At 73.0% G+C, this 24,146-nt stretch carries 32 protein-coding genes; 8 read left to right on the top strand and 24 right to left on the bottom strand.

Annotated elements, in window-relative coordinates; genetic code table 11:
- From PIR53_03190 to PIR53_03170, 5 genes are all read right to left on the bottom strand, one after another.
- Window positions 1–489 carry a MarR family transcriptional regulator gene (locus PIR53_03190; protein ID WZH53004.1) on the bottom strand — a complete coding sequence of 163 codons (489 nt, stop codon included), beginning with the start codon at window positions 487–489 and terminating at the stop codon, window positions 1–3.
- Window positions 489–1,013, bottom strand: a complete 525-nt coding sequence (locus PIR53_03185) for a PH domain-containing protein (protein WZH53003.1) — start codon at window positions 1,011–1,013, stop codon at window positions 489–491. The genes PIR53_03190 and PIR53_03185 overlap by 1 nt, the downstream gene beginning before the upstream one ends.
- Before the next feature lie 18 nt (window positions 1,014–1,031).
- A complete protein-coding gene (locus PIR53_03180; protein WZH53002.1) occupies window positions 1,032–1,196 on the bottom strand; it encodes a hypothetical protein in 165 nt (54 codons plus the stop codon).
- 96 nt (window positions 1,197–1,292) lie between these two features.
- Window positions 1,293–2,303, bottom strand: a complete 1,011-nt coding sequence (gene meaB / locus PIR53_03175) for a methylmalonyl Co-A mutase-associated GTPase MeaB (GenBank protein ID WZH53001.1) — start codon at window positions 2,301–2,303, stop codon at window positions 1,293–1,295.
- Between the two features lie 7 nt (window positions 2,304–2,310).
- A complete protein-coding gene (locus tag PIR53_03170) occupies window positions 2,311–3,498 on the bottom strand; it encodes an acetyl-CoA C-acetyltransferase (protein ID WZH53000.1) in 1,188 nt (395 codons plus the stop codon).
- Between the two features lie 168 nt (window positions 3,499–3,666).
- Here PIR53_03170 and mce point away from each other — a divergent pair, with 168 nt between their 5' ends.
- Entirely contained in the window at window positions 3,667–4,119 is a 453-nt protein-coding gene (mce, locus tag PIR53_03165) for a methylmalonyl-CoA epimerase (protein ID WZH52999.1), read from the top strand.
- Window positions 4,120–4,147: 28 nt separating this feature from the next.
- Here the strand turns inward: mce and PIR53_03160 are convergent, their stop codons facing one another.
- Genes PIR53_03160 through PIR53_03150 form a run of 3 tightly spaced genes read right to left on the bottom strand, consistent with a single transcriptional unit; the run spans window position 4,148 to window position 6,443 of the window.
- A complete protein-coding gene (locus PIR53_03160; GenBank protein WZH52998.1) occupies window positions 4,148–5,017 on the bottom strand; it encodes a biotin-dependent carboxyltransferase family protein in 870 nt (289 codons plus the stop codon).
- Window positions 5,014–5,682, bottom strand: coding sequence for an allophanate hydrolase subunit 1 (locus PIR53_03155; GenBank protein WZH52997.1), 669 nt, complete (start codon window positions 5,680–5,682; stop codon window positions 5,014–5,016). Before PIR53_03155 ends, PIR53_03160 begins: the two co-directional genes overlap by 4 nt.
- On the bottom strand, window positions 5,679–6,443 hold the full coding sequence (locus PIR53_03150) for a LamB/YcsF family protein (protein WZH52996.1): 765 nt from the start codon (window positions 6,441–6,443) through the stop codon (window positions 5,679–5,681). The genes PIR53_03155 and PIR53_03150 overlap by 4 nt, the downstream gene beginning before the upstream one ends.
- Window positions 6,444–6,595: 152 nt before the next feature.
- On the opposite strand from PIR53_03150, the gene PIR53_03145 reads away from it, so the two are divergent.
- Entirely contained in the window at window positions 6,596–7,834 is a 1,239-nt protein-coding gene (locus PIR53_03145; GenBank protein ID WZH52995.1) for a hypothetical protein, read from the top strand.
- Window positions 7,835–8,059: 225 nt separating this feature from the next.
- Here the strand turns inward: PIR53_03145 and PIR53_03140 are convergent, their stop codons facing one another.
- Window positions 8,060–9,067: an EamA family transporter gene (locus PIR53_03140; protein WZH52994.1), complete on the bottom strand. Its 1,008-nt coding sequence runs from the start codon at window positions 9,065–9,067 to the stop codon at window positions 8,060–8,062.
- A 38-nt stretch (window positions 9,068–9,105) separates the two neighbouring features.
- Between PIR53_03140 and PIR53_03135 the strand changes: the two genes are divergently transcribed.
- Entirely contained in the window at window positions 9,106–9,639 is a 534-nt protein-coding gene (locus PIR53_03135; protein WZH52993.1) for a CGNR zinc finger domain-containing protein, read from the top strand.
- 4 nt (window positions 9,640–9,643) lie between these two features.
- Here the strand turns inward: PIR53_03135 and PIR53_03130 are convergent, their stop codons facing one another.
- The 4 genes from PIR53_03130 to PIR53_03115 all read right to left on the bottom strand — a co-directional run bounded on the left by PIR53_03130 (window position 9,644) and on the right by PIR53_03115 (window position 13,108).
- The gene (locus PIR53_03130) at window positions 9,644–10,456 is read right to left on the bottom strand and encodes an alpha/beta hydrolase (GenBank protein ID WZH52992.1); all 813 of its coding nucleotides are present in this window, start codon (window positions 10,454–10,456) and stop codon (window positions 9,644–9,646) included.
- A 9-nt stretch (window positions 10,457–10,465) separates the two neighbouring features.
- Window positions 10,466–11,269, bottom strand: coding sequence for an endo alpha-1,4 polygalactosaminidase (locus PIR53_03125; protein ID WZH52991.1), 804 nt, complete (start codon window positions 11,267–11,269; stop codon window positions 10,466–10,468).
- On the bottom strand, window positions 11,269–11,793 hold the full coding sequence (locus PIR53_03120; GenBank protein ID WZH52990.1) for a hypothetical protein: 525 nt from the start codon (window positions 11,791–11,793) through the stop codon (window positions 11,269–11,271). The genes PIR53_03125 and PIR53_03120 overlap by 1 nt, the downstream gene beginning before the upstream one ends.
- A 94-nt stretch (window positions 11,794–11,887) precedes the next feature.
- Entirely contained in the window at window positions 11,888–13,108 is a 1,221-nt protein-coding gene (locus PIR53_03115) for a 3-hydroxyacyl-CoA dehydrogenase NAD-binding domain-containing protein (GenBank protein WZH52989.1), read from the bottom strand.
- Window positions 13,109–13,242: 134 nt separating this feature from the next.
- Between PIR53_03115 and nucS the strand changes: the two genes are divergently transcribed.
- The gene (gene nucS, locus PIR53_03110; protein WZH52988.1) at window positions 13,243–13,917 is read left to right on the top strand and encodes an endonuclease NucS; all 675 of its coding nucleotides are present in this window, start codon (window positions 13,243–13,245) and stop codon (window positions 13,915–13,917) included.
- Window positions 13,918–13,936: 19 nt separating this feature from the next.
- On the opposite strand, the gene PIR53_03105 is transcribed toward nucS, so the two are convergent.
- Window positions 13,937–14,257 (bottom strand): hypothetical protein, encoded by a 321-nt coding sequence (locus PIR53_03105; protein ID WZH52987.1) that lies wholly within the window; start codon window positions 14,255–14,257, stop codon window positions 13,937–13,939.
- 87 nt (window positions 14,258–14,344) lie between these two features.
- Between PIR53_03105 and PIR53_03100 the strand changes: the two genes are divergently transcribed.
- Together PIR53_03100 and PIR53_03095 are read left to right on the top strand one after the other, a co-directional pair.
- Window positions 14,345–14,803 carry a hypothetical protein gene (locus PIR53_03100; protein WZH52986.1) on the top strand — a complete coding sequence of 153 codons (459 nt, stop codon included), beginning with the start codon at window positions 14,345–14,347 and terminating at the stop codon, window positions 14,801–14,803.
- Complete coding sequence (locus PIR53_03095; protein WZH52985.1) at window positions 14,803–15,126, top strand: DUF952 domain-containing protein; 324 nt, start codon at window positions 14,803–14,805, stop codon at window positions 15,124–15,126. The genes PIR53_03100 and PIR53_03095 overlap by 1 nt, the downstream gene beginning before the upstream one ends.
- 4 nt (window positions 15,127–15,130) lie before the next feature.
- Here PIR53_03095 and PIR53_03090 read toward each other — a convergent pair whose 3' ends face one another.
- From PIR53_03090 to PIR53_03070, 5 genes are all read right to left on the bottom strand, one after another.
- Window positions 15,131–16,048, bottom strand: coding sequence for an FAD-dependent oxidoreductase (locus PIR53_03090; GenBank protein ID WZH52984.1), 918 nt, complete (start codon window positions 16,046–16,048; stop codon window positions 15,131–15,133).
- Window positions 16,049–16,082: 34 nt separating this feature from the next.
- Window positions 16,083–16,607: a ferritin gene (locus tag PIR53_03085; GenBank protein WZH52983.1), complete on the bottom strand. Its 525-nt coding sequence runs from the start codon at window positions 16,605–16,607 to the stop codon at window positions 16,083–16,085.
- 103 nt (window positions 16,608–16,710) lie between these two features.
- A complete protein-coding gene (locus PIR53_03080) occupies window positions 16,711–16,902 on the bottom strand; it encodes a hypothetical protein (GenBank protein ID WZH52982.1) in 192 nt (63 codons plus the stop codon).
- A gap of 46 nt (window positions 16,903–16,948) precedes the next feature.
- Entirely contained in the window at window positions 16,949–19,012 is a 2,064-nt protein-coding gene (locus PIR53_03075; protein WZH52981.1) for a protein meaA, read from the bottom strand.
- Window positions 19,013–19,113: 101 nt separating this feature from the next.
- A complete protein-coding gene (locus tag PIR53_03070) occupies window positions 19,114–19,485 on the bottom strand; it encodes an STAS domain-containing protein (GenBank protein ID WZH52980.1) in 372 nt (123 codons plus the stop codon).
- Between the two features lie 199 nt (window positions 19,486–19,684).
- Between PIR53_03070 and PIR53_03065 the strand changes: the two genes are divergently transcribed.
- Entirely contained in the window at window positions 19,685–20,260 is a 576-nt protein-coding gene (locus PIR53_03065) for a cob(I)yrinic acid a,c-diamide adenosyltransferase (protein ID WZH52979.1), read from the top strand.
- Window positions 20,261–20,265: 5 nt separating this feature from the next.
- On the opposite strand, the gene PIR53_03060 is transcribed toward PIR53_03065, so the two are convergent.
- Both PIR53_03060 and PIR53_03055 read right to left on the bottom strand, forming a co-directional pair.
- A complete protein-coding gene (locus tag PIR53_03060) occupies window positions 20,266–20,451 on the bottom strand; it encodes a hypothetical protein (protein WZH52978.1) in 186 nt (61 codons plus the stop codon).
- 62 nt (window positions 20,452–20,513) lie between these two features.
- Window positions 20,514–20,807 carry a SelT/SelW/SelH family protein gene (locus tag PIR53_03055; GenBank protein WZH52977.1) on the bottom strand — a complete coding sequence of 98 codons (294 nt, stop codon included), beginning with the start codon at window positions 20,805–20,807 and terminating at the stop codon, window positions 20,514–20,516.
- A gap of 42 nt (window positions 20,808–20,849) precedes the next feature.
- On the opposite strand from PIR53_03055, the gene PIR53_03050 reads away from it, so the two are divergent.
- On the top strand, window positions 20,850–21,575 hold the full coding sequence (locus PIR53_03050) for a hypothetical protein (GenBank protein WZH52976.1): 726 nt from the start codon (window positions 20,850–20,852) through the stop codon (window positions 21,573–21,575).
- Window positions 21,576–21,719: 144 nt separating this feature from the next.
- On the opposite strand, the gene PIR53_03045 is transcribed toward PIR53_03050, so the two are convergent.
- From PIR53_03045 to atpD, 3 genes are all read right to left on the bottom strand, one after another.
- Window positions 21,720–22,160: a DUF2550 domain-containing protein gene (locus PIR53_03045; GenBank protein ID WZH52975.1), complete on the bottom strand. Its 441-nt coding sequence runs from the start codon at window positions 22,158–22,160 to the stop codon at window positions 21,720–21,722.
- A gap of 133 nt (window positions 22,161–22,293) precedes the next feature.
- Window positions 22,294–22,686 (bottom strand): F0F1 ATP synthase subunit epsilon, encoded by a 393-nt coding sequence (locus PIR53_03040; GenBank protein ID WZH52974.1) that lies wholly within the window; start codon window positions 22,684–22,686, stop codon window positions 22,294–22,296.
- Between the two features lie 2 nt (window positions 22,687–22,688).
- Window positions 22,689–24,146, bottom strand: coding sequence for a F0F1 ATP synthase subunit beta (atpD, locus tag PIR53_03035; GenBank protein WZH52973.1), 1,458 nt, complete (start codon window positions 24,144–24,146; stop codon window positions 22,689–22,691).

Below are 24,146 nucleotides of genomic sequence, written 5' to 3'. Positions count from 1 at the left end.
TCAGAAGTCTCCGGCATCACGGCGCACGGGCGCCAACAGGTCCGACAGGGCGCGCTGCTCCGCGCCGCCGAGGGCACCCAGTGCGAAGTCCGCGGCGAGGAGGTCCGCGGTCGCGCGCTCGACGAGCGCGCGCCCCTCGTCGGTGATGGCGGCGAGCGTGGCGCGGCGGTCGTCGGGGTGCGGACGACGCTCCACCAGCCCGGCAGCCTCGAGGCGGTTGATGATCGACGTGACGGAGGTGGGGTGCACCTGGAGCCGCTCCCCCATCTTGCCCAGCGGTAGCGACCCGCGGGAGGAGAAGACGAGGAGCACGAGCGCCTCGTAGCGGGCGAACGTCAGGCCGTGCGGCTTCAGCAGGGCGTCCAGGCGGCCGATGACGAGCTGCTGCACCCGCATGAGCGACGTGACGGCGTGCATGGCCTCGCCCCCGGTCCAGCGGAGGTCCCACTGACGGCGCGCCTCGGCGATGGGATCGAACGGCAGGGCCATCAGTTCACCTGGGGCCGGCCGCGCACGCCGGAGCGCTGCACGACGCGTTGGATCGCCATGTCGCGCTCGTCGGGCCGCGCCACCGTGCGGATGTCGCGCAGGCCCTGCGCCTGGGCGGCCGACTCGAAGACGAAGTGCCCGTAGCCGAGGATCCGCCCGATGAACGGCTTCTTGACGGTGATGTCGAGGATGCGGGTCAGGGGCATCGTCGCGAGCTGCTGGGAGAAGACGCCGTGCACCCGGAAGACCCGCATGTTGGTGATGACGAAGCGGTCCATGTGCACGCCGAGGCCGCGGTACCCGCCGTACGCGGCGACGCCGAGCGCCAGCAGCAGCGGGAACCAGCCCCAGTCGAGCGGGATGAACGGCACGGAGACGAGCAGCGCCAGGGCGGCGAGCAGCACGAGGCCCGGCACGATGAACGCCACCCAGTGGTGGCGGACCTCGTCGACGATCACCTCGCCCTCCTCGCGGAGCAGGTGCTTGCCGATGTCGGGGTCGGTCAGGGCCGCCAGCAGTCCCACGCGCTCACCCTCCCGCCCTCAGAAGAGGGCGCCGAGGAAGCGGATCGTGGCCTCGAAGACCGACACCAGCGCGTCCCACGCGCCGTCGCCGCCCTCGCGGGCGGTCGCCGCCAGACCCTGCGGGTCGGTGAACATCCAGAAGCCGAGGAACACGACGAGCAGCAGAAGGATCACCTTCTTCACGGCACACAGCTCCTCTCGTTCCCGGACACAGACCGGCATGTTTCTACCAAGCCGGGACCGGTCACCGGCGAAGGCGCGCCCGGAGGGTCGCGAACCTCAGGCGGTGGTGGTCGTCTCGGTCGCGGCCAGGAGGCGGTCGGCCGCCTCGTACGGGTCGCGCCGGCCGCTCACGACGTCGTCGGCGAGCCGGTCGAGAGCCGCGCCCCCGGCGAACCCCGCCCACGTGCGCCGCAGCGCGGTCATCGCGATCGCCTCGACCTCCGCGCGGGCGCGGCGCCGGCGACGGCGCTCCAGCGCGCCGGTGTCGGCGAGCCAGGCGCGGTGCTCGTCGAGCTTCGCGGCGACGGCGGCGACGCCCTCCCCGGTCTGCGCGACCGTCGGGAGGATCGGCTGCTTCCAGGCGTCGGCCGGGCGGTCCGCGAGGTTGAGCATGCCGCGCAGCTCCCGGCGCACCTGGTCGGCGCCGTCGCGGTCGGCCTTGTTGACGACATAGAGGTCGCCGACCTCGAGGATGCCGGCCTTCGCTGCCTGGATGCCGTCGCCCATGCCGGGGGCGAGGAGGACGACCGTCGTGTCGGCGAGGCCCGCGATCTCGACCTCGCTCTGGCCCACGCCGACCGTCTCGACGAGCACGACGTCGAAGCCGGCGGCGTCGAGCACGCGCAGCGCCTGCGGGGTGCTCCACGCCAGGCCGCCCAGGTGACCGCGCGACGCCATCGAGCGGATGTAGACGTCGGCGTCGGTCGCGTGCTCGCCCATCCGGATGCGGTCACCCAGGAGGGCGCCGCCCGAGAACGGCGAGGACGGGTCGACGGCGAGCACGCCCACCCGCCGTCCCCGGCTCCGCAGCTCGGTGACGAGCGCGGACGTCGACGTCGACTTCCCGACGCCGGGGGCACCCGTCAGGCCGACCACGTGGGCACGGCCCGTGTGCGGCGCCAGCAGCGCCATGGCCTCGCGCAGCCGCTGCGCCAGGTCGTCGCGGTCCGGGCGCGAGGCCCCGTCCTCGACGAGCGACACGAGACGCGCGACCGCGCGGGGCGAACCGCCCCGCGCGGCCTCGACGAGCTCCGCGACCGGCGTGGCGCCGGCGCGACCTCCGATCACGCGATCGTCACGCCGGGACGCGGATGATGAGCGCGTCGCCCTGGCCGCCACCGCCGCAGAGGGCGGCCGCACCGGTGCCGCCACCGCGCCGCTTCAGCTCCAGCGCGAGGTGGAGCACGATGCGGGCGCCCGACATGCCGACCGGGTGGCCCAGCGCGATGGCGCCGCCGTTGACGTTCACCTTGTCCTCCGACACGCCGAGCTTGCGAGCGCTCGCGATGCCCACGGCCGCGAAGGCCTCGTTCATCTCGAACAGGTCGATGTCGGAGACGGCGATGCCCTCCTTCTCCGCGGCCTTGAGGATCGCGTTGGCCGGCTGCTCCTGCAGCGTCGAGTCGGGGCCGGCGACCTGGCCCGAGGCGCCGATCTCGGCGATCCAGGAGAGACCGAGCTCCTCGGCCTTGGCCTTCGACATGACGACCACGGCGGCGGCACCGTCGGAGATCTGCGAGGCCGAGCCGGCCGTGACCGTGCCGTCCTTGCTGAACGCGGGGCGGAGCTTGGCGAGGCTCTCGGTGGTGGTGTCCCCCCGCACGCCCTCGTCGGCGGAGACGACGATCGGGTCGCCCTTCCGCTGCGGGATGGAGACCGGCACGATCTCGTCGTCGAAGACGCCGTTCTTCTGCGCGGCGGCGGCCAGCTGGTGGGAGCGGGCCGCGAACGCGTCCTGCTCCTCGCGGCTCAGCTTCTCGGCCTCGACGTTGCGGGCCTCCGTGAGGCCGCCCATCGGCTGGTTCGTGAACTGGTCGTAGAGCGCGTCGTAGGCCATCGAGTCGACCAGCGCGGTGTCGCCGTACTTGAAGCCCTCCCGGGACTTCGGCAGCAGGTGCGGCGCCTGGGTCATCGACTCCATGCCGCCGGCGACGACGATCTCGTGCTCGCCGGCGCGGATCAGCTGGTCGGCCAGGGCGATGGCGTTGATGCCGGACAGGCAGACCTTGTTGATCGTCAGCGCGGGCACGTCCATGGGGATGCCACCGGCGACCGCGGCCTGGCGGGCGGTGATCTGGCCGGCTCCGGCCTGGATGACCTGGCCCATGATCACGTACTCCACCGCGTCGCCCGCGACGCCGGCCTTCTCGAGGGCGCCCTTGATGGCGACGCCACCCAGGTCGGCCGCCGTGAGCGACTTGAGGCCACCGAGGAGTCGGCCGATGGGGGTGCGCGCACCGGCGACGATGACGGACGTGGTCATGAGGTCCTCCTTGAGAGGTGGGTTCGCTGCGTGAGGAACGTGCCGCTGCGACGCGAGCGACGATCTAGGTTAACGAGTCGTCACCTTTCTGGCGAGAGGCGACCGTGCGCTCGGTCGGTGTCGTGGTCGTCACACTCGCGACGGGGATCGGCCTCGTACCATGCGCCCATGTCTGCAGCGCTGGAGATCCCCGAGCACCTGTTCATCGCCATCGACCACGTCGGCATCGCCGTGCCCGACCTCGACGAGGCCGTGGCGTTCTACGAGACGACCTTCGGCATGAAGGTGGCCCACACCGAGACCAACGAGGAGCAGGGGGTCCGCGAGGCGATGGTGGCCGTCGGCGACTCCGGCTCCTTCATCCAGCTGCTCGCTCCCCTGACGCCCGAGTCGACCATCGCCAAGTTCCTCGACCGCTCCGGCCCCGGCCTCCAGCAGCTGGCGTACCGCGTCGTCGACGTCGAGCAGGTCTCCGCGATCCTCCGTGAGCGCGGCGTCCGCCTGCTCTACGACGCGCCCCGCCGCGGCACGTCGGACTCGCGCATCAACTTCGTGCACCCGAAGGACGCGGGCGGCGTGCTCGTCGAGCTCGTGCAGCCCGCGGAGGGCGCGCACCACTGATCCTGCCCCCTGGCACGGGCTCCGCCGGTCACACCCAGCGGAACCCCACCGGGTCGCCCGGCCGCAGCTGGGCGGCCCGGTCCACGTCGGCGTCGACCACGACGCCGACGACCGGGTAGCCGCCGGTGACGGGGTGGTCGGGCCCGAACAGCACCGGCTCGCCCGACGGCGGCACCTGCAGCGCCCCCCGCACGGCACCCTCGCTCGGCAGCTGACGCTCCGGGTCGCGGTGCAGCAGCGGCGCCCCGCCCTCCAGCCGCGTCCCCACCCGGTCGGCGTGCGCCGACACGCGCCACTCCCCCGTGACGAGGCGGTCCGGCTCGACGATCAGGTCCGCCCGCGGACCCGGTACGACGCGGAACAGCGCCGGTTCCGCGAGCGCGTCCACGGGCACCGCGTCGAGCCGCGGCCAGCCCGCCTCACCCGCGTCCGCGTCGTCGCCGATCCCGACGACGTCCCCCGCGTCGAGCGCGGCCGGTCCGAGGCCGGCGAGCACGTCCCGGCTGCGCGAGCCGAGCACCGCACGCGCGTCGATGCCGCCGCGCACGGCGAGGTAGCTGCGCAGGCCGCGCGGCGGCGTACCGATCCGCAGGCGGTGCCGCACCGCCACCACGGCCCCCGGCGGGTGGAGGCGTCCGTCGGCCTCGACGCCGGCGGGTGCACCCGTCAGGCAGCACCAGAGCGGGCCGCCACGCACCTCGACCTCGAGGCCGCCGAGGGTGACCTCGAGCGCCGCGGCGCCGCGGCGGTTGCCGACGGCGCGGTTCGCGAGCAGGTACGCCGCGCGGTCGGCCGCCCCCGAGCGCCCGACCCCGACGGCCGCGTGCCCCGGCCGGCCGAGGTCCTGGACCAGCACCGGGCCGCCGACTGCGCGGACGACGAGGGCGCGGCGGGTCACCGGACGCCGCCGGCGTCGACGAAGCGCACCGTGGTGCCCGCCGCGAGCAGGGCGGGCGGGTCCCGGTCGAGGTCCCACATCGCCAGCTCCGTGCGCCCGAGGAGCTGCCACCCGCCGGGCGACACGCGGGGGTAGACACCCGAGAACCCGCCCGCGAGGGCCACCGAGCCCGCCGGGACGCGGGTGCGCGGCTCCGCACGACGCGGCACGGACCGCAGCCGCGGGTCGCCGCCGACGAGGTAGGCGAAGCCGGGGGCGAACCCGCCGAAGGCGACCCGCCACGGCGTGCCGGTGTGGGCTGCGACCACGTCCGCCTCGTCGAGGCCCGTCAGCCGCGCGACGGCCGCGAGGTCCGCCCCGTCGTAGGTCACCGGCACCTCGACCGTGCGCGGGGCCTCCGCGCGTCGGGCCGGCTGCTCGGGGCGGACGTCCGCGGCGGCGGCCCGCAGCCACGCCAGGTCCTGCGGAGCACCGGGCGCCAGGGCGACGAGCACCGTCGTGGCGGCGGGCACCAGCTCGACCGGCACGTCGCGCCAGGCCGTCGCCGCGGCCTCGACCCAGGCGACGACGCGCGCGGAGGCGACGGCCTGGTCGGTCCCGTCGGTCCCGTCGGGGTCGGCGAGCTCGACGAGGACCGCGCGATCGCCGTACGGCAGCAGCCTCACGCGAACGCCCGCACCGCGATCCCGGCCGCGTCCAGGGCCGCCCGCACGGCGCGCGCCATCGCCACGGCACCCGGGGAGTCGCCGTGCACGCAGACCGAGTCGGCCCGGACCGCGACGTCGGTGCCGTCGACCGCCGTCACGACACCCTCGGTGACGAGGCGGACGACGCGGGCCGCCACCTCGGCGGGGTCGTGCAGGAGGGCGCCCGGGCGGTCGCGCCGCACCAGCGTGCCGTCGGGCTCGTAGCCTCGGTCCGCGAACGCCTCCGCCACGGTGGGCAGCCCCGCGGCCTCGGCGTGTCCCAGGAGCGCCGACCCCGGGAGCCCCAGCACCGGCAGCGACGGGTCGTGCTCGCGGACGGCCCGGACCACCGCGGCAGCCTGCTCGTCGTGGTGGACGGTCGTGTTGTAGAGGGCGCCGTGCGGCTTGAGGTAGGCCACCCGGCCGCCGGTGGCGTGCGCCAGCGCGTCGAGCGCCCCGAGCTGGTAGAGCACGTCGTCGGTCAGCTCGTCGGGCGCGACGTCGAGGAAGCGGCGGCCGAAGCCGGCCAGGTCGCGGTACCCGACCTGCGCGCCGATCACCACGTCCCGCTCCACCGCCAGCGCGCACGTGCGGCGCAGCGTCGACGGGTCGCCGGCGTGGAAGCCGCAGGCGACGTTCGCGCTGCTCACCTCGGCGAGCACCGCGGCGTCGTCGCCGAGCACCCAGCGCCCGAACGACTCGCCCACGTCGCTGTTGAGGTCGACCGCCCGTCCGTCCATGCGCGGGATTCTCCCCCGCCGTGAGCCGAACCGCAGCAGGCGACCCGGCCACGTCACTGTGATCCGCGGGAGCGATCCGCAACACTGGTCCCCGCACCCCGACGAGAGCAGCGACGCGAACGTCGCGTCGACCGGTAGAGGAGTTCTTCACCATGAGCGACAAGGGACTGTCGATCTTCGACGACGAGCCGTCGAAGGGCTCCGGCAACCCCGACCAGCAGTCGACGCAGGCCATCCCGGCCGTGGGCGCCGACGCCACCACGGCGCGGCAGCCCGCGGTCCGCCCCGACGCGGGTCGCGGCGGCGTCCCGCCCCGCCCCCAGCAGTCGACCCCCGGCCCGCAGGCCGCGGCGGCGGCCGCCGCGGCGCAGCGCGGAGTGGTGCCGGCCCTGCCCGTCGTGCGCCGGGGTGGCTACGACCAGATCGCGGTCAACCGCGCGCTGCAGCAGATCGTCGACGAGAAGGCCGGCCTCGCCGCCGACCTCCACGCGACCGAGCAGCAGGTCAGCGGCCTCCAGGCGGAGATCGAGTCGCTGCGCCAGCAGCTCGCCGAGGTCAAGAACCCGACGTACGCCGGCCTCGGCGGCCGGGCCAGCGAGATGCTGCGCCTCGCCGAGGAGGAGGCGGCCGACGTCCGTCACACGGCGCAGGAGGAGAGCCGGGAGATCCTCGACCAGGCGAACCGCGACGCGCGCGCCATCCGCGCCGACGCTGCCCGCGAGGCCGAGGACATGCGCGCCGTCCAGCTGCGCGACCTCGAGGACCAGCGCGGCCGGATCCTCGCCGACGCCGAGCAGGAGCGCACCCTGGCCCGCTCCGAGGCAGCCGACATCGTCGCCTCGGCGAAGCGGGAGGCGGCCCAGCTGCGCCTCGCCGCCGAGCAGGAGGTCAACGACCTGCGCAGCAGCACGACCCGCGAGGTCGAGAAGCTGCGCGCCGGCGCCGACCGCGAGGTGCAGGAGGCCCGCCGCGCCCTCGCCGTCGAGAAGGAGCGCCTCGCCCGCGAGGCGGCCGACCACCACGCGAGCGCCATGGCCCAGACCAACCAGATCGTCACCGAGGCCGAGGAGCGGGCCGCCGCGGCCGAGGAGCGGGCCCGTGAGGCCATCGCCCAGGGCAGCGCGCAGCGCGAGCAGGCCCAGCGCGAAGCCGAGGCCCTCATCTCCCGGGCCCGGCGCGAGGCGGAGCAGATCGTCGCCTCCGCCCGCACCCAGTCGGAGTCCATCAACGCCTCCGGCCACGCCGAGGCGGCCCGGGAGCTCGCCTCCCTCAAGGCGGAGGCCGAGCGGATGGCGCGGCGCCGCGACGCCATCGCGGCCCAGCTCGGGGCGCTGCGCGACGTCGTCGCGGGCTTCGCCGACGACGACGAGGCGAACAAGCCGCAGGCCTGATCGGCGGGGCGGCACCTCAGGCGAAAGAAAACGCGGACCGGGAGGGGCGCACGCTCGGCGTGTCGCTCCTCCCGGTCCGCGTTTTCCTTCACCGGTCCGCGTTTTCTTCTACCGGTCCGCGTATTGTTTCGGCCGGTCCGGGTCTCATCCGGCCCCCGCCGCCCCCGGGACGTCATACGAACCGTCGCCCGGCACCACCGGGACGCATGACGTCCCGTGAGGGGCTCAGGCCGCTTCTGCGACCTCCGCCACCTCGGGCTCGCCGAGGCGCACGTCCTGCACGCCCGACTCGCCCAGCTTCACGACCACGACGCCCGCGAGGATGAGCAGGCCGCCCGCGAGCTGGAGCGGGCCGGGCAGCTCGTCCAGCAGCAGCCAGGCGAAGACGAGCGCCATGACGACCTCCGCCAGCGCCACGAACGACGCCAGGCGCGAACCCAGCCGGCGCGAGGCGGCGATGCCCGTGACGTAGGCCAGCGCCGCCGTCACCAGTCCGAGGCCGAGCACGGGGACCCACCAGGCGACCTCGTGACCGGCGTACTCCACGCCCGCGGTCGTCGCCCGCATCGGGAGGACGCCCACGAACCCGGCGGTGCCCAGCACGACGCCGCCGACCGTCAGGCCGCCGGCCGCCAGCGCTGTGCCCGGCAGGCCGTTGTCGTTGTCGGCGGAGATGACGAAGTACGACGCCGCGCCGACCATGGCGCCGAGGCCCCACAGCACGCCGACGACGTTGAGGCTCACGCCGCTGACGACACCGAGCACGAGGGCCAGACCGACCGCGGCGACGGCGGCACCGAGCACGGTGACCCGGCCGGGCCGCTGGCCGTGCCGCAGCCACATCCAGACGATGACGGCGACGGGCGCCGTGTACTCGATGAGCAGCGCGACGCCCACCTGCAGGTAGGAGACAGCGTAGAAGTAGCACAGTTGGGCGCCCGCGACCGCGAGCACGCCGTAGAGCGCGACGGTGCCGACGTTCCGCGGCTGACCGAGCAGCAGGCCCCACTTGCCGCGCATCGCGAGGGCGGCCGGTACGGCGAGCACGAGCGCTGCGAGGGCGACCCGGGCGGTGACGGCGGCGCCCGCGGTCCAGCCCGCGTCGAGCAGCCCGCGTGCCAACGACCCCGACAGACCGAACGCCGACGCGGAGACCAGCGCGAGGAGGAGACCGGCGCCGAGCTGGGGGCGCGCGGAGGACACGACCGGCGTGTCAGGAGTCAACGTGCTCATGGGTCATGACACTACGACCCGTTTGGTAAGGTGTCAAAATGCTTTTCACGCATGACACCGAGGTCTCGCTGGCGGCGGCGGTCCAGCTCGCGAACACGGCAGAGGAGCCGGACACGCTGACCACGGTGGCGGACCTGGACGCGCACTACACCGAGTACGGCTACACGGGCCGTCACGACCGCACGCGCGCGGAGCTCGACGAGGTGCGGGCGTTGCGTCCGCGCCTGCGCACGCTGCTCACCGGCACCCGCGACGAGGCCGTGGCGATCGTGAACGCGATGCTCGCCGAGGCCCGCGCGCTCCCCCAGCTGGCCCGCCACGACGGCTGGGACTGGCACCTCCACGCCGTCGACTCCGACCGCCCGCTCGTGGAGCGCATCATGGTCGAGACCGCCATGGCGATGATCGACGTCATCCGCGCCGACGAGATGTCGCGCCTCGGCACGTGCGCGGCCGACGACTGCGACGGCATCGTGCTCGACCTCTCGCGCAACCGCTCCCGCAAGTTCTGCTCGACCACCTGCGGCAACCGCACCGCGGTCGCCGCCTACCGCGCCCGGCAGGGCTCCTGACGGCTCAGTCGCCCGCGTCGCGCTGGGCCGGGCCGGGCACCGGCACGTCCCGGTACGCCGCCAGGTTGTGCGCGTTGTAGGCACTGGTGTCGGCTGCGCCCATCGCGCCGTCCCACTCCCGCGGCAACGGCACGGTGACCTCCGGCGCGACCCGCGCGACGATCTCGTCGAGGACGCGCTCCGCCTGGCCGACCCACAGGTGCTTGCCGCCCTCGACCGCGACGACCTCCGCCTGCGGCACCGCGGCGAAGCGCTCCCGGGCCTCGGCCGGACGCAGGTAGTCGTCGAGCTCGGGCACGATCGCGGTCAGGGGACGCCCGGCCTCGGCCCAGGCGGCGAGGTGCTCGGGCTGCGAGTAGCGCAGCGGCGGGCTCAACAGGATGGCGCCGCGGACGAGCGGGTCGAGGCCGTGCATCAGCGTGACGTCGGTGCCGAACGACCAGCCGACCAGCCACACGTCCGGCAGGTCGTGGAACTCGGCGAACTCGATGGCCGCCGCGACGTCGAACCGCTCCCCCACGCCGTTGTCGAAGGCACCGTCACTGGTCCCCTGCTCGCTCCAGGTGCCGCGGGAGTTGTAGCGCAGCACGGCCACGCCGGCGAGGGCCGGTAGGCGGAACGCGGCCTTGCGGAACACGTGGCTGTCCATCATGCCGCCGTGGGTCGGCAGCGGGTGCAGGCAGATGATGGTCGCGACCGGGTCGCGGTCCTCGGGGAGCGCGAGCTCCCCCACGAGGTCGAGGCCGTCGGCCGTGTGGAGGGTCAGCTCCTCACGGCGTGCCGGGAGGACGGAGTTCGCACGGATCTTCTGGCCCACGCGGCGAGGTTAGTCCTCGCACCACGCCCGCTCGCCGTCGGGCGCGAGGTCCACGTCGCGGTAGACGACGGGCACCGTGCCGCCGAGCGCGTCGCACGCCGCCGCGAAGCCCTCCTCCGTGTACTCCACGATCAGCACGTGGTCGCCGAAGAACTCCGTGTAGGCGTCGCACTCGTCGTACGCGCCGCACTCCTCGACGACGGCGAAGTCGTAGCCGACGCTCGTGCCGTCCCAGCCCGCCCGGTTCTTCTGGCCCGCCGCGAGCCCGGCGTCGTGGGCGACGCCCACGAGCGCCTCGGCCCAGGCGTCGGCGTCCTCCTCGTCGAGGAGGCCGTCGCTGCGCGTGAAGGAGTCGAGGTTGTCGAGCTCGACGGCGTCGAAGCCGTCGTCGGCACACCCCTCGATCCAGGGTCCGACGATCTCCAGGAGCGCGTCGCGCTTGTCGACCGAGGAGATGTCGAAGATGTACTCCTGCCACACCTCGTCGATGACCGGCTCACCGGCCGCGTCGCGCAGCACGAGGTCGGAGTCGGTCCAGCGCTCGTCGTCGGGCTGGGACTGGAAGCCGTTGACGTAGCAGATGTCGTAGCCGCCGAGCGGCTCCGCCGTGCGGTCCCGCTCGACGATCGCCACGTCGTCGGGTACGTCGCGGGGACCGCCCAGCTGGATGTCCCAGCGCGCGTCGGCCGGAGGCGGCACCACGGCGGAATCCCCGCCGGAGCCGGACCCGCCGTCGTCCGACGTGTCCTCGGTGGCGGCGCACCCCGTGAGGAGCAGCCCCGCCACCGCCAGCCCGACGACCGCTCGCCGCATCAGTCCTCCACGTCGACCTCGCTGATCGCGCCCTCCTGCCCGGCGCTCGCCGCCTCGTTGGCGACGCGCACGACGATGTCATATCCCGTGCCGTTCCAGGTGCAGTACGACGAGCCCGCCGCGCCCTCGCACATCGCGAACACGGGGTCGCCCGTCAGGTCGTCCTCGTCGAAGAGGTCGTCGACCTCGTCGGGGTCGCGCACGAGCCGCTCGGCCGCGGCACGGTCGCCGGCCTGCCAGGCGTCGATGAGCGCCTGCGCGTAGTCCTGGGCGTCGGTCGGCAGCGGCCCCGTCGCGCTGCCCGAGGTCGGCGCCGACGAGGCGTCGTCGGACGTCGCGGTGGGCTGCTCCGTGGGTGTGGCCTCCGTCGAGGGCGTCGGCGACGACGTGACCGTCTCCGTGACGGTCACGGTCGGGGACGAGGAGTCGTCGCTGTCGGAGCAGGCGGAGAGCGCCGCTCCGGCCAGCACGGCGGTGACGGCGAGGGCGGCGCCGCGGCGTACGGCGAGGGTCGAGGTGGTCATGGCCCCGAGTCAACACCCGGCCTCAAGCACCGCCGCCGTCCCCGGGATGCACCCGGGGACGGCGGCACGACGGAGGCGGGGACGGCCGCGGCGATCAGGCGTAGTCGTGGAAACCGGCGCCCGTCTTGCGCCCCAGGCGGCCCTCGGCCACGACCTTCTCCAGGGTGACCGCCGGGGCCAGGCCGGGCTCGCCGAACTCGGCGTGCAGCTCCTTCTGGATGGCGAGCGAGACGTCGTTGCCCACGACGTCGAGGAGCTCGAACGGTCCCATCGGAAGCGCGACCTGCGCCTTGATGGCGGCGTCGATCTCGGTCAGCGAGTGCGTGCCCTCCTCGGAGAGCTTGACCGCGTCGTTGAGGTAGGGGAACAACAGCGCGTTGACGATGAACCCCGCGCGGTCGCCGCACGAGACCGCCACCTTGCCGGTGCGGGCGCAGAGGGCGCGCACGGTCTCGTCGACGTCGGCGGACGTCTCCGGGGTCGTGACGACCTCGACGAGCTTCATCACGGTCGCCGGGTTGAAGAAGTGCATGCCGATGACGGCCTCGGGGCGCGACGTGGCGGCCGCGCACTCACGGATCGGCAGCGAGGACGTCGTCGTCGCGAGGATCGCGCCCGGCTTGCAGATCCGGTCGAGGTCGGCGAACAGCTCGCGCTTGATCTCCAGGTCCTCCGCGATGGCCTCCACGACGAGGTCGACGTCGGCGAGGGCCTCACGCGACGTCGCCCCGGTGAGGCGACCGAGCACGGCCTCCTTGGTGGCCTCGTCGCCGCGGCCCTTCGCGATGGCGCGGTCCTGGTTCTTGGTGACGGTGCGCACGACACCGGCGAGCTTGTCCTCGCTGCGGCCGACGAACACGACGTCGTACCCGGCCTTGGCGAACACCTCCACGATGCCGGCCGCCATGGTGCCGGTGCCGACGACGCCGACGCGCGCGACGTCGTGCCGCAGCTGCGGCGCGTCGTCCGCCGACGGGGTCTCCTCGTCCGCGACGGGCTCGCCGTCGGCGTACGTGTAGAAGCCACGGCCCGCCGCGACCCCCGTGCGACCCTCGGCGACCAGGCGCTCGAGGAGGTCGGCGGGGCGGTGCAGGGGGTCGCCGGACTCCGCGAACCGCGCCGCCAGGGCGTCGCGCACCACGTCGAGACCGATCGCGTCGGCCTGGGCGAGGGGCCCGGCCGGGTAGCCGCAGCCGAACCGCATGCCTGCGTCGACGTCGGCGCGCGAGGCGTACTTCTCCTCGTACATGCGCACGGCGTGGTTCAGGTACGGGTAGACCAGCGTGGTGCTGATCTGCTCGTTCGTAGAGGTCATGCCCGGGATGATGACATCGCCGCCTACCCCCGGGTAAGTGCCCGACCGGGCGATCCGAGCGATCGATCGGGTAGGTCGCGCCCCCGGGCGGTCGGGTGCGGCCGCACCCGCCCGGACCGGTAGATTGCGCCGACGTGAGACTCGTCGTAGCGCGCTGCCAGGTCGACTACGCGGGCCGCCTCACCGCCCACCTGCCGATGGCCACCCGCGTCATCATGGTGAAGGCGGACGGCTCGGTCCTCGTGCACTCCGACGGAGGCTCCTACAAGCCGCTCAACTGGATGAGCCCGCCGTGCACGCTGCGGGAGGGCACCACCGAGGACGGCGCCGTCGAGTGGACGGTCACGAGCAAGACCGACGACACGCTGCGCATCCTCATCGAGGAGATCCACGCCGACACCCGCCACGACCTCGGCGTCGACCCCGGGCTCCAGAAGGACGGCGTCGAGAAGCACCTCCAGGAGCTCCTCGCCGAGCACCCCGGCACGCTGTCCGCCGGGCTCACCCTCGTGCGCCGCGAGTTCCCCACCGCCATCGGCCCGGTCGACCTCATGTGCCGTGACGCCGCCGGCGCCGCGGTGGCCGTCGAGATCAAGCGGCGCGGCGAGATCGACGGCGTCGAGCAGCTGACGCGCTACCTCGAGCTGCTCAACCGCGACCCCGCCCTGCGCCCCGTGCGCGGCATCTTCGCCGCGCAGGAGATCAAGCCCCAGGCCCGCGTGCTCGCCACCGACCGCGGCATCACGTGCGCCGTGGTCGACTACGACGCGCTGCGGGGCATGGACGACGCCGAGGACCGGCTGTTCTGACCAGCTCGCGCGAGGCGGCTCATGTCATGAAGTGTGACCGGTGGACTTCGCACAGCATCTGGTCGTCAGTGTTGATCACCAGGGGACGCTGACCACAGACGTCGCATCGAAGCGTCCGGTCCGGCGGCGTCCGGCGGGCCCACCGGGGCCGTGGCGCCAGGTGCTGCAGCCCGTGCTGGAGCGACAACGCCTTCGTCTCGCCGTAGTCGAAGTCGATCCACACCGTCGGCACGCCCTTGTAGTCGCTGACTCGTCCGACCGTCCCGGTGCCGAAGGTGGAGTGGACCACGGCACGCGTCGGCACCAGCCACTCCGGAGGGATAGCGTGGGCGTCCGACATGCACCCACGCTCTCACCGCACCCGGCCCTGCGCAGGAGGAACCGCCTGGTCCGACCTCGCCGGCAGCCCGGAAGACCGGAGGACCCGGTGAGCCGGCAAGCGTCCGGGCTGCGGTTGCGCGACGCCTCGGGACGGGGACTCGACCTGGCCGTCCTGCGCTACGAGTTCCCCGATCCGCCCGAGGACTCGTGGGAGTGGGACGCCAACTGGCTGGTCCTGCACGGCGAGGTCGATGACGGAACGCGCCGGTGGGGATTCACGCACCCGTGCACGGAGACGCACGAAGCGCAGGAGACGGTCCGGTGGCTCCGCGCCGCCGGGGACGGCCGGGCACCGGCGACGCTCCGGTTCCTCGAGCCGCTGCTGGCGTTCCGGATCGGCCGCCAGGCGGGCGGCTCCGTCCAGCTCACCGTGACGTTCGACGCGGAGGCCGGACGACCCGACCACGACGCGCCGTGGTCGATCGGCCTCGTCGTACCCTCGGCCCACCTGCACGCCGCCGCCGACGCGTGGGCGGCCCACCTCGATGCCTTCCCGGAGCGCTGATGCTGATCCACCACGTCGCCACCGCCGCCGACTGGGCGTCCGCCCAGGCCACGGGCGCCTACGAGACCTCGACCCGGGGCCGCACGCTCGCCCAGGAGGGCTTCCTCCACGCGGCGCGGCCGGAGCAGGTCGCCGGGGTGCTGGAGCGCTACTACGCCGACGTGACGGAGCCGCTCGTGCTGCTCACCGTCGACACCGACCTCCTCGACGAGCTCGGCGTGCCGTGGCGCGAGGACCCCGTCGGGGACGACACCTTCCCCCACGTGTACGCCGCGCTCCCGCCCCCTGCCGTCGTGGCGGTCGAGCCGATCGAGCCGGGCTGACGGGTCAGGCGGTCCCCACCAGGCGGGTGACCTCCTCCGCGCACCCCCAGGCCAGGGTGACACCGGCGCCACCGTGGCCGTAGCAGTGCACCACGTCGCCCTGGCGCTCCACGCGGACCGCGGCCCGCAGCGGTCGCAGACCCACCTTGTGCCGCAGCACCTTCGCGCCGCGCAGGGCCGGCACGAGCACCGCCGCGCGCTCGAGGATGTCGCGGGCCGCCTCCGGCGACGGCGTGCGGCTCCACTCCCCCTCGACGGCGGTGCCCCCCACGACGATCTCGCGCTCGCGGGGCAGCACGTACGTCGGGTGGTCACCGCCCTCGTCCAGCCACCAGCGCTCGAGGCCGACCTGCTCGACCACGACGACCTGGCCGCGGATGGGCACGAGGGTGCGGTCCCCCGCCAGCAGCCGCGACCCGATCCCGGAGCAGTTGACGACCACGTCGGCGTGGGACGGGAGCGCCGAGAGGTTCATCCGGGTGAGCGTGCCGCCCAGCTCCTCGACGCGCCGCACGAGCCACCGCAGGTGCACCGGCATGTCGAGCACCGGCGCCCGGAAGGTCCATCCGTCGACGTACCCCGGGGGCAGCGCCGTCTCCCGCGCGATCGGCGGCCCGCCGTCGGCCCACCACGGGTCGGGCGTGCGGGTGCGGTGCACCTCGGTGCCCTCGCGCATGCGCACGCCGGCGTCGGGATCGGTGTCGCTGAGGGCGTCGAGGACGGCGTACGACGTGCGCCCCCAGTCACCGACGCGGGCGCGGGGAAAGGCGAGGTAGGGGTACCAGACCGCCCCGGCGACGACCGACGTCGTCTCCAGCGGCAGGTCCCGGGCGACGACGTCGACGCGGTGGCCCGCCTCGAGCAGACGCACCGCCGCCGTCAGACCGACGACGCCGGCACCGACGACGATGACGCGGCTCACCGGCGGGCTCCTCCTGCTCTCCGGGCGTCCGGGCTCAGGCGCCCGCGACGGGCGGAGCGGTCGGGTCGGCGCCAGCACCGCCCTGCTCGCGGGCGACGTACTCCTCGATGTCGTTGACGTCGTCCTTGCTGCGGGTGACGACCGTCAGGAGGTCGCTCATCGTGGCGATCTCCTCGACCTGCTCCTTGATGAACCACTGCATGAACTGCTCGGAGGCGTAGTCGGACTCCTCGCGCGCGATCCGCAGCAGACCGTTGATCTGCTCGGTCACCCGCTTCTCCTGCGCCAGCGCCAGCGCGACGGGGGCGATGACGTCGTCGAAGGTCGAGGTCGGGGCCTCGACGCCCGGGATGGTCACGTCGGCGTCCGTGTCGAGGAGGTACTGCACCATCATGAGCGCGTGCTCGCGCTCCTCGAGCGCCTGGCCGTAGAAGAAGGCCGCCATCTGCGGCATCGTCAGGGCGTCGTAGTAGACCGCGCAGGCCAGGTACTGGTTGTGGGCGGCGAGCTCGTTGCCGATCTGGACGTTGAGCTGCTCGGCGAAACGGGCTGCGGGCATGAGGGCGTCTCCTGGTCGATCTCGTCGGGATGCAGTCGCGGGACGACGGCGGTCACGATCCTGCCAGAGCGGCGACGTCGCGGCATCCCAGGAGAGGCTGGGCTCAGGCGGCCTTCTGCAGCTTCTTCTTGCTGACCTTCTTGCCGTCGACACGCACGAGGTGACGGTGCTTGACGGTGTAGCCGTCCGGCAACGTCCCCTCCTTGAGCATGCGGAGGGGGCAACGGCTGCACTTCGACTTCGACTCGCAGCACTTCAGCTTGGGAAGCTTCTTCTTCCCCTTGGACTTGCCCACGGCGTGGATGCTACGCGACGGCGACGAAGATGAGCGAAGCCTTGCCTCAGTCGAGACCGTTGGCCGCGCGGATGACGTCGACGATCCCGCCCATGATCTCCGTGAGACCGAAGTCCTTGGGCGTGTAGACCGCCGCCACCCCGAGCTCCTGCAGGCGCTTGCCGTCGGAGTCGGGGATGATCCCGCCCACGATGACCGGGATGTCGCCCGCGCCCGCGGCCCGGAGGCCGTCGAGCACGTCGGGCACCAGCTCCATGTGCGAGCCCGACAGGATCGACAGACCGACGCAGTGCACGTCCTCGGCGACCGCCGCGGCCACGATCTGCTCGGGCGTCAGCCGGATGCCCTGGTAGATGACCTCGAAGCCGGCGTCGCGGGCACGCACCGCCACCTGCTCGGCGCCGTTCGAGTGACCGTCGAGGCCCGGCTTGCCGACGAGCAGCCGCAGGCGACCGCCCAGCTCCTCGCCGGTGGCCGCGACCTTCTCCCGCACCGCCGTGAGCTCGGCCCCGGCCTCGGCCACGCCGACGGCGCCGGAGACACCGGTCGGCGCCCGGAACTCGCCGAACACCTCGCGGAGGGTGGCCGCCCACTCCCCCGTCGTCGCCCCCGCCCGAGCGGCGGCCAGGGTCGCGTGCATGAGGTTGGCGTCGCCCTTCGCGTCCTCGGCGAGCTTCGCGAGGGCCGCCGTCACCGCGACCTCGTCGCGCTGCGCCTTCCAGGCCTCGACCGAGGCGATCGCCGAGCGCTCGGCCTCGGGGTCGGCGGTCTGGATCGCGCCGTCGAGGTCGGCCGTCAGCGGCGAGGACTCGGTGGTCGTGAACTTGTTGACGCCGACGATGACCTCGTCGCCCGACTCGATGCGCGCGCGGCGGGCCGCGTGCGACGACACCAGGGCCTGCTTCATGTAACCCGACTCGACAGCGGCGATCGCGCCGCCCATCGCCTGCACGCGGTCGATCTCGGCCTTGGCGCCCTCGACCAGCTCGCTGACCTTCGCCTCGATCACGTGGCTGCCGTCGAAGATGTCGGCGTACTCGAGCAGGTCGGACTCGTAGGCCAGGACCTGCTGCAGGCGCAGCGACCACTGCTGGTCCCACGGCCGCGGCAGGCCCAGCGCCTCGTTCCAGGCCGGGAGCTGCACGGCGCGTGCGCGGGCGTCCTTGCTGAGGGTCACCGCGAGCATCTCGAGGACGATGCGCTGCACGTTGTTCTCGGGCTGCGACTCCGTGAGCCCGAGGCTGTTGACCTGCACGCCGTAGCGGAACCGACGCATCTTCGGGTCCTTCACCCCGTAGCGCTCCGCGGTGATCTCGTCCCAGAGGCGCACGAAGGCGCGCATCTTCGACATCTCCTCGACGAACCGCACGCCGGCGTTGACGAAGAACGAGATGCGCCCGACGACCTTCTCGAAGTCGTCCTCGCTCACCTGGCCCGCGGCCTTCACCGCGTCGAGGACGGCGATGGCGGTGCACAGCGAGTACGCCAGCTCCTGGGTCGGCGTGGCCCCGGCCTCCTGCAGGTGGTAGCTGCAGATGTTGATCGGGTTCCACTTCGGGATCTGGTGGACCGTGTAGGCGATCATGTCGCTGATCAGGCGCAGGGAGTGCTCCGGCGGGAACACGTAGGTCCCCCGCGACAGGTACTCCTTGATGATGTCGTTCTGCGTCGTGCCTGCGAGCTGCTGGGCGACCTCGGCCGGGTCGAGCTCCGGGTTCTGCTCCTCGGCGGCCACCTGGTACATCGCCAGCAGCCACATCGCGGTGGCGTTGATCGTCATCGACGTGTTCATCGACGTGAGCGGGATGCCGTCGAACAGCTTGCGCATCTCGCCCAGGTGGGGCACGGGCACGCCGACCTTGCCCACCTCGCCCCGCGCGAGCGGGCTGGTGGGGTCGTAGCCGGTCTGGGTCGGCAGGTCGAAGGCCACCGACAGGCCGGTCTGGCCCTTCTCGAGGTTCGAGCGGTAGAGCGCGTTGGACGCCTCGGCGGTCGAGTGGCCCGCGTAGGTCCGCATCACCCACGGCCGGTCCTTCGCCGGCCGCTCGGGCACGGCGGCGGGGGTCGGCGCGGCGGCGGCGTCGACGGCGCCGTTCGAGGAGTCGCTCATGATCGCAGAGTATGACGCGAGCGACCGATCGGTAACCACCTCCCGTGGGGCATGGATCACCTCCCCGTCCGGTCAGTTACCCCACGGTCGGCCGCCGGCCCTCACGCCGGTACGGCGAGGCGCTCCACCTCGAGCAGGCGGGCGAGGTGGGACAGGTGCATGAGGCGCACGACGACGGGACGCGGGGAGCTCAGCACGAGGTGGCGCCCCTCGTGGTGGGCCCGGCGGCTGGCCGCGGCCAGCACCCGCAGGGCCGTCAGGTCGACGTTCGCGACACCGGCGAGGTCGACCACGACCCGCTCGTGGGCGGCCATCGCCCCGTGGAGCACCGGACGCACCTGCGAGGTGCTGCGCGCGTCGAAGTCGCCGACGAGCTCCAGCCGCGGACCGTCCATGACGATCTGCAGGCGGTTCCCCGTGCTCGTGCGCCGTGCGATCGTGCCGGTCGTCCCGGTCGCCGCCGTGTCAGCCATGTCGATGCCTCGTTCCCCGGTCTTTCCGGATCGCGTTCCCACAAGCACAGACGTCCCGAGAGGCGGATCGGTTGCACCGGACCGCTGGAGCGACATGGTGTGACGTGGCACACACTGTACGACGCGGCTCACCCGGGTGCCGGCAGCCTGCGCGCGGCGCGCCCTCCGTGCGTCCGGGTCGATGACCTACGGTCGAGCCATGGTCAACCTGACGCGCATCTACACCCGCACCGGCGACGCCGGCCGCACCCGGCTCGGCGACATGAGCGAGACCAGCAAGACCGACGCGCGCCTCGAGGCCTACGCCGTCGTCGACGAGGCCAACGCCCACATCGGCGTGGCGCTCGCGACGGGCGGCCTCGACGAGGACGTCGTGGCGGTGCTGACCCACGTGCAGAACGACCTCTTCGACGTCGGCGCGGACTTCTGCACGCCGGTCGTCGAGGAGCCCGAGTTCCCGCCCCTGCGGATCGAGCCCGACTACGTCGAGCGCCTCGAGGGCTGGTGCGACCACTACAACGAGGACCTGCCGAAGCTCCGGTCGTTCATCCTCAACGGCGGCACCCCCGCCGCCGCCCACCTCCACGTGGCCCGCACCGTCGTGCGCCGCGCCGAGCGCGCCGCCTGGGCGGCCTGGGACGAGTACGCCGAATCCATGAACGACGTCGCCATCAAGTACCTCAACCGGCTCTCGGACCTGCTCTTCATCCTGGCGCGGCACGCGAACCGCGTGAACGGCGACGTGCTGTGGGTGCCGGGCGGCGAGCGCGGCTGACGGCATCACGACCGCTTCTCGGAGCGCCGCTCCCGGAGCGCGTCGGCGACGCGCAGCCCCCCGACCGCGACGAGGACGATCCCGAGCGGCCGACCGTCCCACCAGAGCTCGGCATCGGACAGCCCCAGGACGAGCACGGCACCGGCCGCGAGGAGGAGGATTCCGACGGCGGTCTGAATGGTCCTGGTCACGGCTCGAGCCTCGCCCGGTTCGACCGCCGATGCGAGCGACCATGGTCGCGTCGCGGGCGACTTCAGTCGCCGCGCACCCGGTCCGCATGGCCGAGGTCCCGGCCCGGCGCCGCCAGGTCCCGCACCCGCCGCTTCAGCTCCGTGATCTCGGGGAACCCGCCGTCGGTCTTGCGGTTCCACACCCGGTGGCGCTGACCGTCGACGAGCACGTCCACCCGGAACACGCCGCCCGTGGCGGGGGCGAGCGCGACCTCGTCGAGGTCCCCCTCGAAGGTCTGCAACAGCTCGCCGGCGTACCAGGTCGCGCGGAGCAGCCAGCGACACTGCGTGCAGTAGGTGATCCGGACCGACGCCACGCCCCCGATCCTCCCAGACGGCGGGGGCCTAGGGTCGGGGGAATGGAGAGCCCCCAGGACGAGCGCCCCCACCGCATCTCGGACGCTGAGGGGCAGGAGCTGTTCCAGGCGCTCCGGCGGGCGCTCGCCTCGGGCCGGCCGCTCGACCTCCTCGTCAGCGTCGGCTCGCTCCTCGACAGCATCGACGCGCGCCACGGCGACCCTGCTCGCGCGCTGGGGCCGACGCTCGGCGACCTCGTGCTGTCGTTCGTCGACACCCCGTACGCCGAGACCACCGCCGCCCTGCTCGCCCTGCGCGAGCTCCACCCGGCCCTCCCCCACGCCGACCGCGTGGCGGCCGAGGTGGCCCGCCGCACCGACGACGTCCCCGGCTGGCTGCGGAGCCTGGGGGGCACTCGGCCTGCCGACAGCACGTGGACCATCACCGAGGTGGGCGGCGACGCGGTCGACCACCTCGCCGGGGTGCGTCTGCCGGACGGCACCGCCCTCACGACGGCCGTGATCGTCGACCGCGCGAGCGGCGACCACGTGCTCGACGCCGTGGTGCTGCCCCTCTCCGTCGACGACGTCGTCGCCCAGGCGCGCTCCCAGGCGGGCGACGCGATCGAGGTGGCGGCCCTGCCGCCGGACGCCTGGGTCGCGTCCGTGACGCGGGCGATCGACGGCGGGGCGGCGCAGGAGACGCCGGTGGTCACGGCCACGTGGCCGCTCTGCCGGCCGGTCGTCGAGTGGGTGCTGCGCCTCAACGCCCCCACGCTCGACGCCTGACGCGCCCCGGCCCTGGCACCGGCCCGTGTAACGCGGTGTCCGGGCTACTCAACACGTGGTCGACCACCGCACAAGTAGCACGGACACCGCGTTACACGGCGAGGGGCGGGCGGCGGCGCCAGCAGGGTAGGGCGACGGACGGCGTCAGATGTGCTCGGCCGTTCCCGGTGGGGCGGCCTCGATCCACGCCTGCAGGCCCATGAGGGAGGACGGTGCGAGCGCGAGCTCGACGGTGCCGTCGGGCGTGCGGCACTCCACCACGAGGTGGTCGGCGTAGAGCGTCGCGCACTCGGGACCGGTCGGGACCCGACGCCCGACGTACTCCAGCTCCGAACGCCGCCACAGGCGCTTCGGCCGCGGCGACACGGAGAAGATGCGGAACCACTCGAGCGTGTCGCCCTGGTAGCGCCCCAGCCCGAGCACCCAGCCGCGACCGGGCCGGTCCTGGCGGAGCCGCACGCTCAGCTCGAAGGTGGCCCCGTGCCGGGAGACGGCACGGCGCCGCACCACGAGTGCGACGCCGTAGAGGACGACCAGGACGACGAGGACAGCGACACCGTCGAGCAGCCACTGCCACAGCGGCATGCGATCTCCTCCTCGACGGGTCGACCCGCCTCGTCGGAGCGGGACGGGGAAAGACTACTGCCCGGCCCCGCCAACAGTGGCGGGGGCCGGGCAGCAGCTCAGAGCGTCGTACGACGCGGGGCGAGCGAGCCTCTCAGGAGGCCACCTCGACCGCGCGGATGCGGGCCTCGGCCGTGCGGAGGACGTCGAGCGCCTCCGTGTCGTCCTCGCCCGCAGCCTTGGCGCGCTCCACGTCGGCGCGCGCCTTCTCGACATCGATCTCGTGGGACAGCTCGGCGTACTCGGAGAGCACCGAGACGCGGTCGTCCGCCACCGACAGGAACCCGTCGGAGACGGCCGCGATCCAGGTCTCGCCCTCGGTCGACTGGATGTCGACCACACCGTGCGACAGCGCGGACAGCAGCGGCGCGTGACCCGGCAGGATGCCGACGTCACCCGCGACCGTGCGGGCGATGACCCGGACGGCCTCGCCCGACCACACCACGCGCTCGGCGCTGACCAGCTCGACGTGCAGGGAGCCGGCCATCGTCAGAGGCTCTTCTGGATGTCGGCCCACTTGGCCTCGACGTCGTCGAGGCCACCGCACATGAAGAACGCCTGCTCGGCGACGTGGTCGTACTCGCCCTCGGCGATCTTGTTGAACGCCTCGATCGTGTCGGCGATGGTGACCGTCGAACCCTCGATGCCCGTGAACTGCTTGGCAACGTAGGTGTTCTGCGAGAGGAAGCGCTGGATGCGACGCGCGCGGTGCACGACGACCTTGTCCTCCTCGGAGAGCTCGTCCACTCCGAGGATCGCGATGATGTCCTGCAGCTCCTTGTTGCGCTGGAGGATCTGCTTCACGCGGATGGCGCAGTCGTAGTGCTCCTTGCCGATGTACTGCGGGTCGAGGATCCGCGAGGTCGACGTGAGCGGGTCCACGGCCGGGTAGATACCGAGCGACGCGATGTCGCGCGAGAGCTCCGTGGTGGCGTCCAGGTGGGCGAACGTCGTCGCCGGCGCCGGGTCGGTGTAGTCGTCGGCGGGCACGTAGATCGCCTGCATCGAGGTGATCGAGTGACCACGCGTCGACGTGATCCGCTCCTGGAGCTGACCCATCTCGTCGGCCAGGTTGGGCTGGTAGCCCACCGCGGAGGGCATGCGGCCGAGCAGCGTCGACACCTCGGAACCGGCCTGCGTGAACCGGAAGATGTTGTCGATGAACAGCAGCACGTCCTGCTTCTGCACGTCGCGGAAGTACTCCGCCATCGTCAGCGCGGACAGGGCGACGCGCAGCCGGGTGCCCGGCGGCTCGTCCATCTGGCCGAAGACGAGCGCGGTCTGCCCGAAGACGCCCGCCTCCTCCATCTCGACCATGAGGTCGTTGCCCTCGCGGGTGCGCTCACCCACGCCGGCGAACACCGACACACCACCGTGGTTGCGGGCCACACGCGCGATCATCTCCTGGATGAGCACGGTCTTGCCCACGCCGGCGCCGCCGAACAGGCCGATCTTTCCGCCGGTCACGTAGGGCGTCAGCAGGTCGATGACCTTGATGCCCGTCTCGAACATCTGGGTCTTCGACTCCAGCTGGTCGAACGCGGGCGCCTTGCGGTGGATGCCCCAGCGCTCGTTGACCTCGAGGGTCTCGCCCTCGGGCAGGTTGAGGCAGTCGCCGGTGGTGTTGAACACCTTGCCGAGCGTGACGTCGCCGACCGGCACGGTGATGGACTCACCGGTGTCCGTGACCTGCAGGCCACGCACGAGGCCGTCGGTCGGCTTCATCGAGATGGCGCGGACCATGCCGTCGCCGATGTGCATGGCGACCTCGAGCGTGATCGTGGTCGACTCGCCGCCGAGGTCGAACGTGACCTTGAGGGCGTTGTAGATCGCCGGCATGGCGTCGGACGGGAACTCGATGTCCACGACCGGGCCGATGACGCGGGCGATGCGACCGACGGAACCAGCAGCCCCGCCGACCTGGGTCTCTTCAACAGTGGCAGTCAT

Origin of the sequence: Nocardioides alkalitolerans, from assembly GCA_038184435.1 — a bacterium.
GTDB classification, from domain to species: domain Bacteria; phylum Actinomycetota; class Actinomycetes; order Propionibacteriales; family Nocardioidaceae; genus Nocardioides; species Nocardioides alkalitolerans_A.
The sequence above is the reverse complement of the archived record's forward strand: the minus strand, read 5'-3'. Positions and strand labels throughout refer to the sequence as shown.

What these genes read in the sequence shown, in the direction of transcription:
- PIR53_03190 (WZH53004.1), bottom strand. Translation starts at nt 489, where the DNA reads ATGGCCCTGCCGTTCGATCCCATCGCCGAGGCGCGCCGTCAGTGGGAC.
- PIR53_03170 (WZH53000.1), bottom strand. Translation starts at nt 3,498, where the DNA reads ATGACCACGTCCGTCATCGTCGCCGGTGCGCGCACCCCCATCGGCCGA.
- mce (WZH52999.1), top strand. Translation starts at nt 3,667, where the DNA reads ATGTCTGCAGCGCTGGAGATCCCCGAGCACCTGTTCATCGCCATCGAC.
- PIR53_03150 (WZH52996.1), bottom strand. Translation starts at nt 6,443, where the DNA reads ATGGACGGACGGGCGGTCGACCTCAACAGCGACGTGGGCGAGTCGTTC.
- PIR53_03145 (WZH52995.1), top strand. Translation starts at nt 6,596, where the DNA reads ATGAGCGACAAGGGACTGTCGATCTTCGACGACGAGCCGTCGAAGGGC.
- PIR53_03140 (WZH52994.1), bottom strand. Translation starts at nt 9,067, where the DNA reads ATGAGCACGTTGACTCCTGACACGCCGGTCGTGTCCTCCGCGCGCCCC.
- PIR53_03135 (WZH52993.1), top strand. Translation starts at nt 9,106, where the DNA reads ATGCTTTTCACGCATGACACCGAGGTCTCGCTGGCGGCGGCGGTCCAG.
- PIR53_03125 (WZH52991.1), bottom strand. Translation starts at nt 11,269, where the DNA reads ATGCGGCGAGCGGTCGTCGGGCTGGCGGTGGCGGGGCTGCTCCTCACG.
- PIR53_03120 (WZH52990.1), bottom strand. Translation starts at nt 11,793, where the DNA reads ATGACCACCTCGACCCTCGCCGTACGCCGCGGCGCCGCCCTCGCCGTC.
- PIR53_03115 (WZH52989.1), bottom strand. Translation starts at nt 13,108, where the DNA reads ATGACCTCTACGAACGAGCAGATCAGCACCACGCTGGTCTACCCGTAC.
- PIR53_03105 (WZH52987.1), bottom strand. Translation starts at nt 14,257, where the DNA reads ATGTCGGACGCCCACGCTATCCCTCCGGAGTGGCTGGTGCCGACGCGT.
- PIR53_03095 (WZH52985.1), top strand. Translation starts at nt 14,803, where the DNA reads ATGCTGATCCACCACGTCGCCACCGCCGCCGACTGGGCGTCCGCCCAG.
- PIR53_03085 (WZH52983.1), bottom strand. Translation starts at nt 16,607, where the DNA reads ATGCCCGCAGCCCGTTTCGCCGAGCAGCTCAACGTCCAGATCGGCAAC.
- PIR53_03075 (WZH52981.1), bottom strand. Translation starts at nt 19,012, where the DNA reads ATGAGCGACTCCTCGAACGGCGCCGTCGACGCCGCCGCCGCGCCGACC.
- PIR53_03070 (WZH52980.1), bottom strand. Translation starts at nt 19,485, where the DNA reads ATGGCTGACACGGCGGCGACCGGGACGACCGGCACGATCGCACGGCGC.
- PIR53_03065 (WZH52979.1), top strand. Translation starts at nt 19,685, where the DNA reads ATGGTCAACCTGACGCGCATCTACACCCGCACCGGCGACGCCGGCCGC.
- PIR53_03050 (WZH52976.1), top strand. Translation starts at nt 20,850, where the DNA reads ATGGAGAGCCCCCAGGACGAGCGCCCCCACCGCATCTCGGACGCTGAG.
- PIR53_03045 (WZH52975.1), bottom strand. Translation starts at nt 22,160, where the DNA reads ATGCCGCTGTGGCAGTGGCTGCTCGACGGTGTCGCTGTCCTCGTCGTC.
- PIR53_03040 (WZH52974.1), bottom strand. Translation starts at nt 22,686, where the DNA reads ATGGCCGGCTCCCTGCACGTCGAGCTGGTCAGCGCCGAGCGCGTGGTG.
- atpD (WZH52973.1), bottom strand. Translation starts at nt 24,146, where the DNA reads ATGACTGCCACTGTTGAAGAGACCCAGGTCGGCGGGGCTGCTGGTTCC.